Origin of the sequence: Pseudomonas sp. GZD-222 (assembly GCF_049310525.1) — a bacterium.
GTDB lineage: Bacteria > Pseudomonadota > Gammaproteobacteria > Pseudomonadales > Pseudomonadaceae > Aquipseudomonas.
This window is the reverse complement of record NZ_JBMOWO010000068.1, coordinates 35249-50888: the sequence shown is the minus strand read 5'-3', so window position 1 is coordinate 50888 and position 15640 is coordinate 35249. Positions and strand designations below refer to the sequence as shown.

Sequence of the window (15640 nt, the reverse complement as noted above, 5' to 3'; positions counted from 1 at the left end):
CCCCCCCCCCCCCCCCCCTCTCTCCCCCCCCCCCCCCCCCCCCCCCCCCCCCCCCCCCCCCCCCCCCCACCAGGGGGAGACAGCAGGCGAAAAAAAACCGAAGCCGTTAAAGGCTTCGGTTTTGTCTGGCATCAGCGCAGGGCTCAGGCCGGGAACAGCTCGCTCAGCTTCATCGACAGCATCATGTCGCCTTCAACGCGCAGCTTGCCGCCCATGAAGGCCTGCATGCCGTCGGTTTCGCCGCTGACGATACCCTTGAGGGTTTCGCTGTCCAGCACCAGGGTGCAGTTGGCGTCGGCGTTTTCGCCTTCCTGAATTTCACAGGTGCCATCCTTGACGATCAGGGCGTAGTGCTTGTCTTCGTCAGTGATGTTGAAACCGAAGACCAGGTCCAGACCGGCAGCAGCGGCAGGGTTGAACTTGGCTTTCATCGCTTCGACGGCTTTTGCTACTTCGCTCATGGTGTGTTCCTTATTAAGTGATTACGGCGACCGGTGAAGGCCGCCACGGGCCGGGACTCAACGATAGGTGATGAGCTCCGGCACCTTCAGCAGCTGCACATGGGCTTGGCTGTTGAAGGAAGCCAGGGTCACCTCGCGGCCACGAAACTTCAGTTGGCTGAGCGAGGTGTTGATGATCTGCCAGTTCAGCTCGAAAGCCTGGCTGGCAGTGATACGGGTAACCAGGTGGAGCAGGGCGGTGATGGTGCCACCTGAGGTGAAAATCGCAATATTGTCGCCGTTGTCGGCCTGCTGCAGTACGCGCTGCAGGCCCGTGTTCACGCGGTCGACAAAGCCTTGCCAGGATTCCTGGCAGTCGCTTGGGTGTTCGCCGCCGTGCCAGCGCTGAATGAGCAGGGCGAACAGGCGCTGGAACTCCCTGCGGTTCTGCGCACCGTTGCGCAGGATATGCAGGGCTTCGGGCTCTTGTGGCAGCAGGCCGGGCAGCAGATCGCGGATTACGGCATCGGCATCGAATTCGTTGAAGGCGCTATCGGTGTCCAGTTCAGGCACCGCGCAACCGGCGTTATGCATGGCCGCCAGGGCCAGGCGCGCGGTATCTTGCTGGCGGCGCAAGTCGCCGGCCAGGCAACGATCAAAGCGTACGCCCAACTGGGCCAGGTGTTCGCCGAGTGCTTCGCTCTGGCGCATGCCCACGGGCGAGAGGACGTCGTAGTCGTCTGCACCAAATGAGGCCTGGCCATGTCGAATCAGGTAGATGCTGCCCACGTCGTGCGCCTGCGGTAAGAATGAGGCCGAGGTTAGGATGCCTCCGGCAGGCTGTCAACGAAAAAACATACAAGCGTTTGAAAAGAGCGTTTGAACTGCATTGCTGGACATTTCCTACGCTGGCAGGGGCAAGGCCGGCTCGGTATGCTTGACTATCGGTTCGCGCCGTTCGGGCGCCGGCATGTTAAGGAGTTACTGTGGAGTTTCTTGCAGAGTACGCAAGCTTTCTCGCCAAGACCGCTACCCTGGTCATCGCGATCCTGATCGTCCTCTCGGCGATCGCCGGGTTGCGTGGCAAAGGTCGGCGTAAGGCCGGCGGGCAGTTGCAGGTCAACAAGCTCAATGAGTTCTACAAGGACTTGCGCGAGCGTCTGGAAAGCAGCCTGCTGGACAAAGCCCAGCTCAAGGCCCTGCGCAAGCAGCAGGCCAAGGCGCAAAAGCAGCAGAAGAAAACCCCCGACGACAAGCCGCGGGTGTTCGTGCTTGATTTTGATGGCGACATCAAAGCGTCAGCCACCGAGAGCCTGCGCCACGAGATCACTGCGGTGCTGAGCCTTGCCACGCCGCGCGATGAAGTGGTGCTGCGCCTGGAGAGCGGCGGTGGCATGGTCCACAGCTACGGTTTGGCCTCTTCGCAACTGGCGCGTATCCGCCAGGCGGGTATTCCACTGACCATTTGCATCGACAAGGTCGCAGCCAGCGGCGGCTACATGATGGCCTGTATTGGCGACAAGATCGTCAGCGCACCCTTTGCCATTCTCGGCTCGATTGGCGTGGTGGCGCAGCTGCCGAACGTCAACCGCCTGCTGAAAAAACATGATGTCGATTTCGAAGTGTTCACCGCAGGTGAGTACAAACGCACCGTGACCGTATTCGGTGAAAACACCGAGAAGGGCCGGGAGAAGTTCCAGGAAGACCTCGACGTCACCCACCAGTTGTTCAAGGACTTCGTCTCGCGTTACCGCCCGCAGTTGCACATCGACGATGTCGCCACCGGTGAGGTGTGGCTGGGCGTTGCCGCGCTGAACAAGCAACTGGTCGACGAACTCAAGACCAGCGACGAATACCTGGGCGACCGCGCGCGTGAGTCGAATCTGTACCACCTGCACTACGCCGAGCGCAAAAGCTTGCAGGAGCGGGTAGGGCTGGCGGCCAGTGGTTCGATCGAGAACACTCTGCTCGGGCTCTGGAGCAAGCTCGGCCAATGGCGCTGAGCAATATGTAACGCCACTGCATAGGGGCAACGCGAGTTTCCTGTACGGCCAACTGACCTACAGGAAACCTCCTATGCAAACCTCTCAAACGATTTCGGTCCCCGGCCTGCATGGCCGTTTCCTTGTCGATCGCCTTCCAGATTGGCTCAAGCACGCCAACGTTGCCGACCTCAAGCGTTGGCGCGAAATTCAGCGCCCAGCCCAGCTGCGTCCTTCTGGATCAACCGCCTGGTTCCTGAATGCCAGCCAGACAGCCCGTCAGACGCTGCTCGACGCTCAGCAAAGCAGCCGCAACTCGGCGCGCGCCTTGGCCACGGCATTGAAAGATTTCCAGGGCCTGGGCGCCTTTGCCGAGCCTTTGCTCAAGGCGAGGCTGAAAGCCGACCTGGGTGTCGAGCTTGACGTCAACACCGCCGAGCTGGTGGAAATTAATCAAGAGTCGATTCTGCTTGGGAGCATGCTCCGGACTATTCCGCGCCGGCAAAGGCTGTTGCAGGCCGCGATGCAGAACTTTGCCGCCGGAGCCGAGTTTCTGGCGGGTAGCGCTTTGGCTGCCAAGGGTGCTTTCGTAATGGAGTTGATACCAGGACTGGAAGGTGCTTATCCACGCTTTCAGTATCGTTACACCAGCAAGCTGGATATCGATCCCACGCGTTTTGCCACCTTGTGTCATGAGCTGGACCTGGGTGGCAAATACCAGGCGCACCTGCGCGAGGTGTTCGAGAATCCCGCCTCTAGCGATGCCATACGCACGTTGTCGATCAACGCCTACAAGGACAACATGCGCCTCGTTGCGCAAACGGCGCTGATGAAAGGCGAAATCTCTGCTTCGGCCCAGCTGATGTTCAACGACTTGCTCGCAGGCCAGTCGGCTCCGCTTCTGCATGACAAACCTGTCATCTGCCAGACGCTCAGCATGTTTGGCTCGCCCCTCGACGGCGTCTTGGTGTTCAGCGCCAATCGGCTAACCAGCGACGAGGTGGAGCCGATCATTGTCTATTTACCCGGTGCACCGCTATATCCACTCAAAGAGTTCGCCTCGGTGGCAGCGTTCAAATTGGACCTGCGGATCAATCTGCTGTTGCCAGGTTACCGAGAGCTGTTTCGTGGGTTTGTGCCCAAGCATGAGCAGGCTCACTTCTTCAAACTGTTGGATGAAAATCTGTACGAGAACGGTCAGCTCAACCACGCTGCCAATCTGCACTTGCGTGATGTGACCATCGAAAGTGAGTTGTTTGGTTTCATGCAAGACCGGCAACTGCAACGCATCAAGGCCAATGCCCGCGACCTTGCAGTACCTAGTGCAGATGTAGACGAAACGGCGAAGAAACAACGCCTGGCTTACTGGGAAAGCATTGGCTTCAATGCGCTCAATGCCGCTGCCTTTTTTCTGCCCGGGCTGGGCGAGGTGATGGCGGTGGTGGCCGCGGGACAACTGGTCAAAGAGATAGTTGATGGTGCGCATGCCTGGGAGGCAGGCGAGCTTGATGAGGCGCTGGCGCATTTCGAGTCAGTTGCGCTGAATGTGGTTCTGGCGGTTGGCCTGGGCACAGCGGGCCATGTTGCGACACCGTTGCAGACCAGCGAACGCGTGGATGGTTTGCTGCGGGTCACACTGCCTGGCGGCGAGCAGCGCCTGTGGAAGCCTGACCTGCTGCCCTATGCACGTGATGTCGAGCTGAGCAACAGCGTCCCTGATGACAAGGGGCTCTATTACCTTGAGGGTAAAACTTACATCCATGTCGACGGCTTGGCCTGTGAAGTGTCCGAGGGGGCTGACGGCGTCTGGTCGATCCGCCACCCGGACGATGCCCATGCCTATCAGCCGGCCCTTGGACACAACAACCAGGGCACCTGGCAGCTCGTCGGTGAGCAACCTTTGCAATGGCCACGTGAAAAGCTGCTCAGACGCATCGGTGCTGCCACACATGGCTTGTCAGATGAGGTGCTCGAGCAGGCCGCCCGGATCAGTGGCATCGACGATGATGTACTGCGACGTGTGCACCTGGACCATCTGCCGGTGCCGCCGCCGCTCAGGGACACCTTGCAGCGCTTTCAGGTGGACCGTCGGGTAAGCCGCTTGATCGACAGCTTGAGGGACGGTTCAGCGGATGTCGATGGCCTGGATCTGGGGCCAGGCCTGAGCCTGGATTTGCCACGGTGGCCGCAGCGGGTAATCGAGGTCTATGACCAGGCCAACCAGAACAGGGTGCTGGTTCGCTATGGCGCAGACCGCTGGCCGAGCGGGCGGGTTATTCCCATATCGCTGAGGGAGCTGTACGCCAATCAGCTAGCTGACAAGGTGCTGGCGGACCTGACCGAGAGCGAAGCCCTCGACCTGTTTGGTTCCAGTGTCGAGCCTGACAAGCGTCTGGAGGTTCTGCGTTTGCTAATTGCCGAGCGTGCCCAAAAGCACCGTGCTTACATATTCAAGAGTATGTATGAGCACGGGCGTGCACTGCCTTCCGTTGAGCAACAGCGACTGCATCGCGATTTTCCGCTGCTGAGCGATGCGGCTGCGCTGGAGATTATTGCTGCCGCTGACTCCGCTGAACGGACGCAGCTGCAAGCCAGTGATGGGCGTGTGCCGATGCGCCTGGCTGAAGAGGCGCGCGTTTATCAGCGCCAGATTGTCCTCAACCGGGCCATGCAGGGCTTGTATCAACCCAGCCTGGCTAGCCTGGACAGCGATCGTCTGGCCCTGGGGCTGTTGGCCCGGTTGCCCGGCTGGACCGACAGCGTGCGTGTGGAAATGCGTGAAGACACATTGTCCGGTCGCATGCTGGCCAGCGTCGGCATGCCTGAAGGCGAGCTCAAGACCTTGGTGCGCCGTGGAGATCTTTATAGCGCATACGACGCCCAAGGGCTTGAGTTGAGCAAGGACCAGGAGATTGTCGTCTCTTTGCTCAAGGCCCTTCCCGATAGTGAGCGACAGGCCCTGGATATCGAGATCCATGCCGCCCAGTCGTTGCGCATGGCGTTGTATTCGCTTGCTGTGGAGGACCGCGCCTTGGCGGCGATCCAGCTCGGTCAGCAGCCCATAAGGCCGTGGTTTCGTTCACCCTTGCGTTTGGCCGATGGTCGTATGGGGTATCCCTTGGGTGGAGTGGTGGGAGGGCTGGCAGTCGATGGCAGGCTCAATGCACTGTATCCGGAGTTGGGGTCTAGAGGGCTTGCGGCAATGAAGGAGCGTTTGTTGCTGGAGAATCAGACCTTGGGCGACGCCGTTTTCAAACTGGAGGCCGAATACAAGATGCTCCAGCAAACCCTTGAGCAGTGGGAAGCGAATGGCAGTGACATGTTCGAGCGCCATAGCCGCGTAATAGTCAGGCAGCGACTGCTAAACGCCTGGCGTCGAATAGGTGGCCGGCAAAGGTGGGAGTTGCAGCTGGATGGGCTGCTAGTCGAGTCGTTACCGCAACTGACCGCGCGATTCGAGCATATTCGCAGCCTGAACATGGAACGAATGGGGCTGTTGCAAGTGTCTGGTGGATTTCTGCGCTGCTTTCCCAGGCTGCAAAGCCTGTCATTGGAAGCCAATCTGTTGGACGTTATCCCGAGTGAAATTGCATCATTGGCGAGTTTGCAGCATTTGAATTTGAGAGAGGCACAACTGGGCAGCAGCGAAACAATGTTCGAGCCGTTAAGGCTGCTGGTAAGCCTGCGGTCGCTGGAGCTGCAAAGCAACCGAATGCATGACATCCCCAACACAGCGCTGGAGACGCTCGCCAGATTGCCTGCATTGACCCGCTTGAACCTGCGTTACAACCGGGTGGGGCTGCGCAGCGATGGCCTGGCGATCCTGGCCCGTTTGCCGCTACAAGAACTGGATTTGAGCAGCACAGAGCTGGTGCTGGATGAAGCGGGTGCCCAGGTCTTTTCACAATTTGTCCACTTGCAGCGTCTGCAGTTGAGCAGCAACCCCTTGGGACAGGTTCCCGCGCTTGAGAATCTGCTGCAGCTGCGACATCTGACGCTGGATAGTTGCCGATTAGCCGAGTGGCCTGCCGGGCTGACGGCATTGATGAATCTGGACCCCTATCAGTTGCGGATCGTCGATTTGAGCCGTAATCAGATTACACAGCTACCAGAGCTGGCCGCCACTCGCTTCGGCGCCGGCCTACGTAGCAATGCTGATGGCGAGCACAGACTGAACCTGTACTACAACCCACTGGAAGCTCGGAGCATTGCCCGTCTGGGTGAGGTAGGTTCTGAGTTCGAACCTGAAGTTGCAGCCCAGGTACGTCCTGACTTTGCCTGGCTGCAGGGTGCAAGCCAGGCCCAGCGCGAGCTGTTCCATAACCGCAGACATGCCGCGCTACGTGACGTGCTCGGCCGGTTGGCCATGTCCAGTGAGTTCCGGGCCCACCCGGTTGATGTGCGCAAGCGGGTCTGGTCCATGCTCCAGCTGGCCTCAGAGCACACGCAGCTTAGAGTGGAACTGCTCGAGATTGCCGCTGATTATCCGGTTACCTGTGGCGATGCCGGCACCGATGCCTTCAGTGCCCTGGAAACTGCGGTACTGGTGTTTCAGCGGAGTCTGGAGGCCACCAGTGCTGAGCGCAGTACTGAATTGTTGGTGTTGTACAAGCAGCTGTTCCGCCGCCATGAAGTCCAGCGCATGGCCGATGCACTGTCATTGGCTCGCACGCGGCGGCGTGAAGCCTTGCTGGCAGGCGATGTGTTGACCCCGCTGGATCCGCTGGATGACATCAGCGACGCCACACTGGGTAGTGAAAGTGTCGATGACATCGAGATCCGTCTGGCCTTGCGTCAGGAGCTGGCGGGCGTGCTGGACTATCCAGAGCTTTCCACCGGCATGCTGTTTCGGGCCACGGCCAATCTGACGCCGCTGACGGTGGAACGGGTTGCCGCTGCAGTCAGAATGCATGATACGGTCGTCAATCGACAGGCCTGGATGCTCACTGAAAACAGTTGGCAGCGTTACCTGAAACAGCGCTATGCCGCGCAATTCGATGATCTCTCGACAACCTGGGCTGAAGGTCTTGAATACCTGGACTACTGCAATGGTGCATCCGAAGAATTACCTGCCACGCTAGATGACGAGGTGCTGAAGGCTTTGCGCATAGCGCTGGAGGAAGACCCGCGGGGCGCAGACGGGGCGTTACGCAGGCTTGAGATGGACAGTCAAAGGTACCTGGCCGCGGCCAACGCCCTGGCCGGTGCTCGCGACCGCGCCGAGACAGCCCTGCTGGCAAGCTTGACGCAGGCTCAAGAGCTGTAGTTTCGAAGTGTCTTAAACAGAAAGGCCCCGCATGCGGGGCCTTTCTTGTTCAGCGGCGACGGAACAACGGTTGCGGTTCGTCGGTTGCAGCCTGGTAGGTCACCGAGAAGTCCTTGAGGCTTTCCAGCGCTTCGACCGGGTCCTTGTCGGCCCGCAGGGCGAAGGCGTCGAAGCCGCAGCGCTTCATATAGAACAGCTGGTCGCGCAGCACGTCACCAATGGCGCGCAGCTCGCCGGTGAACTTGTAGCGATCACGCAGCAGGCGCGCATTGGAGTAGTTGCGCCCGTCGGTGAAGGCCGGGAAGTTCAGGGCGATGACCTGGAACTCGTTGGCGATGTGGCCGATCTCTTCGGCTTCTTCGTCGGCATCCAGCCATACGCCCAGACCGCCGTCGCGGGCCTTGAGCATATGCCCGTGTTCACGCCACAACTGCAGCGGCACGATGTAGTCGTCGCAGTTGGTCACTTCGTCGATGTTGAAGTCCTTGGGCAGCAGGTGCCAGGTTTCGTCGACGATCTCGTGGTTCTTAATGATTCGCTGCATAGACGCGTTCCTTGAAAGGGTCGATGCCAATACGCTGGTAGGTGTCGATGAAGCGCTCGTCTTCGGTACGTTTTTCAACGTAGACGTCAATCAGCTTCGAGATGACATCCGGCATGGCGTCCTGGGCGAACGAAGGGCCGAGGATCTTGCCCAGGCTGGCGTCGCGGCTGGCGCTGCCACCGAGGGAGACCTGATAGAACTCTTCGCCTTTCTTGTCCACCCCGAGAATGCCGATGTGGCCGACGTGGTGGTGACCACAGGCGTTCATGCAGCCGGAGATGTTCAGGTCCAGTTCACCGATGTCGAACAGGTAGTCCAGGTCGTCGAAACGGCGCTGGATGGACTCGGCAATCGGGATCGACTTGGCGTTGGCCAGGGAGCAGAAATCACCGCCAGGGCAGCAGATGATGTCGGTCAGCAGGCCGATGTTCGGTGTGGCGAAACCGTTTTCACGCAGTTCCAGCCACAGCGCGTGCAGTTGGCTCTGCTCGACATCGGCGAGGATGATGTTCTGCTCGTGCGAGGTACGCAGCTGACCGAAGCTGTAACGCTCGGCGAGGTCGGCGACGGCATCGAGCTGTTTGTCGGTCAGGTCGCCAGGGGCAACGCCGGTAGGCTTGAGCGACAAGGTCACGGCAACGTAGCCGGGCTTTTTGTGCGCCAGGACGTTGCGCGTGCGCCAGCGGGCGAAGCCTGGGTGCTGTTGCTCGAGTTCGCTGAAGTCGAGGTTATCCAGCGCCTTGTAGTCCGGATCGACGAAGTGCTTGGCTACGCGGTGCACTTCGGCGTCGGTCAGGGTGCTGCTGCCGCCGCGCAGGTGGACCATTTCGGCCTCGACCTTCTCGGCAAAGACTTCAGGCGTCAGCGCTTTGACCAGAATCTTGATCCGCGCCTTGTACTTGTTGTCGCGACGGCCATAGCGGTTGTACACCCGCAGGATCGCGTCGAGGTAGCTGAGCAGGTCCTGCCACGGCAGGAACTCATTGATGAAGGCGCCGACCACCGGGGTACGGCCCAGGCCGCCACCGACCAGCACGCGGAAGCCCAGCTCGCCGGCAGCGTTGTACACCGGCTCCAGGCCGATATCGTGTACTTCGATGGCCGCACGGTCGCTGCTCGAGCCGTTGATGGCAATTTTGAACTTGCGCGGCAGGTAAGCAAACTCGGGGTGGAAGGTGGTCCACTGGCGTACGATCTCGCACCATGGGCGCGGGTCGATCACTTCATCGGCAGCGACACCGGCGAACTGGTCGGTGGTGACGTTGCGCAGGCAGTTGCCGCTGGTCTGGATCGCGTGCATCTGCACGGTGGCCAGTTCGGCCAGGATCTCCGGGATGTCTTCCAGGGCAGGCCAGTTGTATTGCACGTTCTGCCGGGTGCTGATGTGGGCATAGCCCTTGTCGTAGTCGCGCGCGATCTTCGCCAGCATCCGCGTCTGCCGCGAGGTCAGCTGGCCATAGGGCACGGCGACCCGCAACATCGGGGCAAAACGTTGAATGTAGAGGCCATTTTGGAGGCGCAGGGGGCGGAACTCTTCTTCGCTCAGCTCACCGGCCAGGTAACGGCGGGTCTGATCACGGAACTGCTTGACGCGGTCCTCGATGATCCGCTGATCGTATTCGTCATATACGTACATAGGGGTCCTGTTCTCAAGCTGCTTGCAGCTAATCGCGCGCACGGCCGCGCACTCCCAAAGCGGAGCGGAAGAAAGATAGCAGTTTGTGTTTATGCGCAAAAGTGATGTTTTTGCATATGAAAAGAACCATTTGGACTAAGTGAGACTGAATGGCATTTGCCCGGTTGGACCCTCGCGGTGTTTATAATCAACGGTTTGAATAGCAGGAGAGGATCCGCATGCTCAAGGCCTTGTGCCAAAGCCTTTGCCTGAGTCTGCCGCTGGCGCTCAATGCACAGGCTGCGTCGGTGGTTTTTCTCAATCCGGGCTATTCCAACGAAACCTTCTGGGTCAGCTACTCGAACTTCATGCAGGCTGCCGCCGAGGACCTGGGCATGCAGTTGCGCATCGAATACAGCGAGCGTCAGCCGGAGCTGGCGTTGCTCCAGGCGCGGCAAGTGCTCGAAGGCAAGCAGCGGCCCGACTACCTGGTGCTGGTCAACGAGCAGTACGTAGCGCCGGAAATCATTCGCCTGTCGCGCGGCAGCGGGGTCAAGCTGTTCCTGGTCAACAACGGTCTGACCCGTGACCAGGCGGCGCTGATTGACGATCACCCGGACAAGTACCCGCCACTGCTGGGTACCTTGGTGGGGAATGACGAACAGGCCGGTTACCAGATGCTCAAGGAGCTGATTGCCCTGCGCGTGCCGCAGAATTCGCAGCGGCCGATCGAGCTGCTGGCGTTTTCCGGCCTGAAGACCACGCCTGCCGCGCAATTGCGCGAGCAGGGCATGCGCCGGGCCCTGGCCGAACACCCACAGGTGCGCTTGCGCCAGGTGGTGTATGGCGGTTGGGGGCAGCAGCGTGCTTATGAGCAGGCGCAGCAACTGTTGAAGCGCTACCCGAAGATCGAACTGGTCTGGTCGGCCAACGACGAGATGGCCTTTGGTGCCATGCAGGCGTTTCTCGAAGCCGGCCGCACGCCAGGCCAGGATGTCCTGTTCAGCGCCGTCAACAGTTCGGCGCAAGCGCTACAGGCGCGAATCGACGGACGCCTCAGCGTATTGATGGGCGGGCACTTCTCGCTGGGGGGCTGGGCGATGGTGATGTTGCACGATGATGCGCTGAATCTGCCAATCGACCGTGACGGGTTGCGCGATCATCAGGTGCCGGTGCTGCAGTTGATTGATCCGCTGCGCGCCCGGCGCTGGCTGAATGCGCAGGGGCAGGCGGACTATGGCCTGGATTTCAACCGCTTCAGTGCCCAGGGTCGTCCGCGCGAATACCGCTATCCATTCCTGAGTGCGCCAGTCAAATATTAAAAAGCCCCTGCTTGAGCAAAGGGCATTGCTCGACTTAACTGCTACGGGTGACATGCATTCCCATAACCACCAATAAGAGGCAATGCAATGGGAAACTCGACCAAAGCGGGTAAGCCTGACAGCAGTGTCGATGCCTGGGCGATACTCTGTCTGATCGTCCTGGTTGTTGTGACCGCCGTGTATTGGGTCAGCCACCAGTGATATCACGCGATGGGTAACCATGTACCGCCCGCAGAATGGACATCTGCGGGCGGATTGCTTTTCAGCGGGCGGTAAGGTGCATGGCCAGTTGCACCAGCCCGACCAGTACCAGAATGAAGATCAAGGTAAAGACGGTGCCCAGCGCAATGAAATGGCTGGCCTTGCCGTAGGTGAAATCGCGGGCGCGATTCTTGCCGCTTTGTACACCGAACGCGGCCGCGAGAATGCTTTGCAGCATCTGCAAGAAGGTTGGCGGTTTGCCTTGGGCTGGGTCGTCCATGAGGGGCTCCTGAGTATAGGGCATCCCCCCTAGTGTAGACGGTAGCTGCAAGCTATAAGCTTCAAGCTACAAGAAGGCCTTGCACCATCTTGCAGCTTGCAGCTTGCAGCTTGCAGCTTGCAGCTTGCAGCTTTAGTTGTCATACCCAAGGTTAGGCGCCAACCAGCGCTCGCTCACACTCAGGTCCTGGCCTTTACGCGCGGTGTAGCTCTGCACCTGATCCTTGTCGACCTTGCCCACGGCAAAGTACTGCGCCTGCGGATGGGCGAAGTACCAGCCGCTGACCGCTGCCGCCGGGAACATGGCGAAGTGCTCGGTGAGGAACACGCCGCTGGGACCGGTTTCGCCAATGGCGGTGCCATCGAGCAGGCGGAACAGGGTTTCCTTCTCAGTGTGGTCCGGGCAGGCCGGGTAGCCCGGGGCAGGGCGGATACCCGAGTACTGCTCCTTGATCAGCGCCTCGTTGTCCAGGTGCTCGTCCTTGGCGTAACCCCAGTAGTCTTTACGTACCTGTTCGTGCAGCCACTCGGCGCAGGCTTCGGCCAGACGGTCGGCCAGGGCCTTGACCATGATCGAGTTGTAGTCGTCACCCTTGTCCTGATAGGCCTTGGCCACTTCCTCGGCGCCAATGCCGGCGGTGGTGATGAAGCCGCCCACATAGTCGGTGATACCGGTTTCCTTGGGCGCGACGAAGTCGGCCAGGGAGAAGTTCGGCTTGTTGTCCGGCTTGATGGTCTGCTGGCGCAGGTGGTGGAGCTGGGCCAGTGGCTGGCCGTCGGCGCCATAGACTTCGATGTCGTCATGGTTGACCTGGTTGGCCGGCCAGAAGCCGAACACCGCACGGGCGCTGATCAGTTTCTCGTCGATCAGTTTGGCGAGCATTTCCTGGGCATCCTTGAACAGCGCAGTGGCCGCTTCGCCGACCACTTCGTCGGTGAGGATGCGCGGGTACTTGCCGGCCAGGTCCCAGGAGATGAAGAACGGCGTCCAGTCGATGTACTCGGCCAGCACCTTGAGGTCGATATTCTCCAGCACCTTGACCCCGGTAAAGGACGGCACTGCTGGCTGATAACCGGCCCAGTCATATTTCGGCTTGGCCGCAATCGACTGCTCGTAGCTCAGGCGTTCGGTGCGCGCGCTGCGGTTGGCGGTGCGCTCGCGTACTTCGATGTAATCCAGGCGGGTCTTCTCGACAAACCCCGGCTTGAGTTCCTTGGACAGCAACTGCGTGGCAACACCCACGGCGCGCGAGGCGTCGGTGACGTAGACCACGGCGTCGTTGCTGTACTTGGGCTCGATCTTCACCGCCGTGTGCGCCTTGGAGGTGGTCGCACCACCGATCATCAGCGGCAGGTGGAAATCCTGGCGCTGCATCTCGCGGGCTACGTGGACCATCTCGTCCAGGGACGGGGTGATCAGGCCGGACAGGCCAATGATGTCGCACTTCTGCTCGCGGGCGGTCTGCAGGATCTTCTCGGCCGGGACCATTACGCCCAGGTCGACGATGTCGTAGCCGTTGCAACCGAGCACCACGCCGACAATGTTTTTGCCGATGTCGTGCACGTCGCCTTTGACCGTGGCCATGAGGATCTTGCCCTTGGCTTCGGGCTTGTCGCCTTTTTCCAGCTCGATGAACGGAATCAGGTGGGCCACCGCCTGCTTCATCACCCGTGCGGACTTGACCACCTGCGGCAGGAACATCTTGCCGGCGCCGAACAGGTCACCGACCACGTTCATGCCGCTCATCAGCGGGCCTTCGATGACTTCGATCGGGCGCGCGCATTGTTGGCGGCATTCCTCGGTGTCTTCGACGATAAAGGCGGTGATGCCTTTGACCAGGGCGTGTTCCAGACGCTTGCCGACCGGCAGCGAGCGCCACTCTTCGTTTTCGACTTCCTTGACCGCACCGCCGCCCTTGTAGTCGTCGGCAATCGCCAGCAGGGCGTCGGTGCCTTCCGGGGTGCGGTTGAGCACCACGTCCTCGACCCGTTCGCGCAGGGCCGGCGGGATCTCGTCGTAGATCTCCAGCTGGCCGGCGTTGACGATACCCATGGTCAGGCCATTCTGGATCGCGTGGTAGAGGAACACCGAGTGGATCGCCTCGCGCACCGGGTTGTTGCCGCGGAACGAGAACGACACGTTGGACACCCCGCCCGAACTCAGCGCATAGGGCAGGTGATCGCGAATGTAGGCGCAGGCTTCGATGAAGTCGACGGCGTAGTTGTTGTGCTCTTCGATGCCGGTGGCGATGGCGAAGATGTTCGGGTCGAAGATGATGTCTTCCGGCGGGAAGCCGACTTCATTGACCAGGATGTCGTAGCTGCGCTTGCAAATCTCACGCTTGCGCGCGGCGGTATCGGCCTGGCCGACTTCGTCGAAGGCCATCACCACCACGGCGGCACCATAGCGTTTGCACAGTTTGGCGTGATGCTTGAAGGCTTCGACGCCTTCTTTCATCGAAATCGAGTTGACGATGCCCTTGCCCTGGATGCACTTGAGGCCCGCTTCGATCACCTCCCACTTGGAGGAGTCGATCATGATCGGTACGCGGGAGATGTCCGGCTCACCGGCGATCAGGTTGAGGAACTTGACCATGGCCGCCTGGGAATCGAGCATCCCTTCGTCCATGTTGATGTCGATCACCTGGGCGCCGGCCTCGACCTGCTGCAGGGCCACTTCCAGGGCTTCGGTGTAGTTCTCTTCGCGAATCAGCCGGGCGAACTTGGCGGAACCGGTGATGTTGGTGCGCTCGCCGACGTTGACGAACAGCGAGTTGCGATCGATGGTGAACGGTTCCAGGCCCGACAGGCGACAGGCCTTGGGAATCTCCGGAATGACCCGTGGCGAGTACTTGGCGACCGCTTCGGCGATGGCCTGGATATGCCCCGGGGTGGTGCCGCAGCAACCGCCGATGATGTTGAGAAAACCGCTGGCGGCGAACTCTTCGACCACTTCGGCCATTTCCGCCGGGGTTTCGTCGTATTCACCGAAGGCGTTCGGCAGGCCGGCGTTAGGGTGCGCGGAAACGTGGGTGCCAGCCTTGGTCGACAGTTCTTCCAGGTACGGGCGCAGGTCTTTGGCACCGAGTGCGCAGTTCAGACCCACCGAGATCGGGTTGGCGTGGCGCACCGAGTTCCAGAACGCTTCGGTGGTCTGGCCGGACAGGGTGCGGCCAGAGGCGTCGGTGATGGTCCCGGAAATCATGATCGGCAATTCCAGGCCGTCTTCGTCGAACACCTGTTGCACGGCGAAGATCGCGGCCTTGGCGTTGAGGGTGTCGAAGATGGTCTCGATCAGGATCAGGTCGGCACCGCCGGCGATCAGGCCGCGGGTGGCCTCGATGTAGTTTTCTACCAGCAAATCGAAGGTGACGTTGCGGTAGCCGGGGTCGTTGACGTCCGGGGAAATCGAGCAGGTGCGGCTGGTCGGGCCGAGCACGCCGGCAACGAAGCGCGGCTTGTCCGGGGTTTCCAGGGTTTTCGCATCGGCCACCTGGCGGGCGATGCGGGCGCCTTCAAGGTTCAGCTCGTAGGCCAGCGATTCCATGCCGTAATCGGCCTGGGAAATCTGCGTGGCGTTGAAGGTGTTGGTTTCAAGAATATCGGCACCAGCGTCCAGATACGCTTTCTCGATGGCCGCTATGACATCCGGGCGCGAGAGCAGCAGCAGGTCGTTGTTGCCTTTGACATCGCTTGGCCAATCGGCGAAGCGCGTGCCACGATAGTCGTGTTCCTCGAGGCGGTAGCTTTGGATCATAGTACCCATGCCGCCATCGAGAATCAGGATGCGCTCTTTGAGTGCTTGCTGAAGTGCTTGGAAACGAGCGCTGCGGTCAGACATAGGACTACCTGGTCGGGCGAAAACAAAAGTTGCGGAATAATAACAAAGCTGCGCGGTTTTTAGACGTGTTGAAGATTTACATGAATTTCATTCATGTTGACATGCCGCCAGCACCGGTAGAATCGTGAAGCTATTAATACCCAGGACATT

Annotated in this window: 9 protein-coding genes; 3 read left to right on the top strand and 6 right to left on the bottom strand. The window is 60.2% G+C overall.

The features are described from left to right. Nucleotides 1–143: 143 nt before the first annotated feature. Together ACO6VD_RS12330 and ACO6VD_RS12325 are read right to left on the bottom strand one after the other, a co-directional pair. On the bottom strand, nt 144–461 hold the full coding sequence (locus tag ACO6VD_RS12330; RefSeq protein WP_400172988.1) for an SCP2 sterol-binding domain-containing protein: 318 nt from the start codon (nt 459–461) through the stop codon (nt 144–146). A gap of 57 nt (nt 462–518) precedes the next feature. Continuing rightward, complete coding sequence (locus ACO6VD_RS12325; protein WP_422419376.1) at nt 519–1229, bottom strand: histidine phosphatase family protein; 711 nt, start codon at nt 1227–1229, stop codon at nt 519–521. A 197-nt stretch (nt 1230–1426) separates the two neighbouring features. Here ACO6VD_RS12325 and sohB point away from each other — a divergent pair, with 197 nt between their 5' ends. Further along, nucleotides 1427–2443, top strand: coding sequence for a protease SohB (sohB, locus tag ACO6VD_RS12320; protein ID WP_400172986.1), 1017 nt, complete (start codon nt 1427–1429; stop codon nt 2441–2443). A gap of 73 nt (nt 2444–2516) precedes the next feature. Further along, nucleotides 2517–7688: a dermonecrotic toxin domain-containing protein gene (locus ACO6VD_RS12315; protein WP_422419374.1), complete on the top strand. Its 5172-nt coding sequence runs from the start codon at nt 2517–2519 to the stop codon at nt 7686–7688. A gap of 49 nt (nt 7689–7737) precedes the next feature. Here the strand turns inward: ACO6VD_RS12315 and ACO6VD_RS12310 are convergent, their stop codons facing one another. Together ACO6VD_RS12310 and ACO6VD_RS12305 are read right to left on the bottom strand one after the other, a co-directional pair. Continuing rightward, on the bottom strand, nt 7738–8232 hold the full coding sequence (locus tag ACO6VD_RS12310) for a DUF934 domain-containing protein (RefSeq protein WP_422419372.1): 495 nt from the start codon (nt 8230–8232) through the stop codon (nt 7738–7740). After that, entirely contained in the window at nt 8216–9868 is a 1653-nt protein-coding gene (locus tag ACO6VD_RS12305) for a nitrite/sulfite reductase (RefSeq protein WP_422419370.1), read from the bottom strand. The genes ACO6VD_RS12310 and ACO6VD_RS12305 overlap by 17 nt, the downstream gene beginning before the upstream one ends. Nucleotides 9869–10086: 218 nt before the next feature. Between ACO6VD_RS12305 and ACO6VD_RS12300 the strand changes: the two genes are divergently transcribed. Continuing rightward, nucleotides 10087–11169: an ABC transporter substrate-binding protein gene (locus tag ACO6VD_RS12300; RefSeq protein ID WP_422419368.1), complete on the top strand. Its 1083-nt coding sequence runs from the start codon at nt 10087–10089 to the stop codon at nt 11167–11169. A 262-nt stretch (nt 11170–11431) separates the two neighbouring features. Here ACO6VD_RS12300 and ACO6VD_RS12295 read toward each other — a convergent pair whose 3' ends face one another. Both ACO6VD_RS12295 and metH read right to left on the bottom strand, forming a co-directional pair. Beyond that, nucleotides 11432–11650 (bottom strand): DUF2970 domain-containing protein, encoded by a 219-nt coding sequence (locus ACO6VD_RS12295; protein WP_422419367.1) that lies wholly within the window; start codon nt 11648–11650, stop codon nt 11432–11434. 132 nt (nt 11651–11782) lie between these two features. Next, complete coding sequence (gene metH, locus ACO6VD_RS12290) at nt 11783–15490, bottom strand: methionine synthase (RefSeq protein WP_422419366.1); 3708 nt, start codon at nt 15488–15490, stop codon at nt 11783–11785. Nucleotides 15491–15640: the final 150 nt, after the last annotated feature.

Bases quoted from the DNA above. Each gene is read 5' to 3' on its own strand.
- ACO6VD_RS12330 (WP_400172988.1), bottom strand. From the start codon at position 461: ATGAGCGAAGTAGCAAAAGCCGTCGAAGCGATGAAAGCCAAGTTCAAC.
- ACO6VD_RS12315 (WP_422419374.1), top strand. From the start codon at position 2,517: ATGCAAACCTCTCAAACGATTTCGGTCCCCGGCCTGCATGGCCGTTTC.
- ACO6VD_RS12310 (WP_422419372.1), bottom strand. From the start codon at position 8,232: ATGCAGCGAATCATTAAGAACCACGAGATCGTCGACGAAACCTGGCAC.
- ACO6VD_RS12305 (WP_422419370.1), bottom strand. From the start codon at position 9,868: ATGTACGTATATGACGAATACGATCAGCGGATCATCGAGGACCGCGTC.
- ACO6VD_RS12300 (WP_422419368.1), top strand. From the start codon at position 10,087: ATGCTCAAGGCCTTGTGCCAAAGCCTTTGCCTGAGTCTGCCGCTGGCG.
- ACO6VD_RS12295 (WP_422419367.1), bottom strand. From the start codon at position 11,650: ATGGACGACCCAGCCCAAGGCAAACCGCCAACCTTCTTGCAGATGCTG.
- metH (WP_422419366.1), bottom strand. From the start codon at position 15,490: ATGTCTGACCGCAGCGCTCGTTTCCAAGCACTTCAGCAAGCACTCAAA.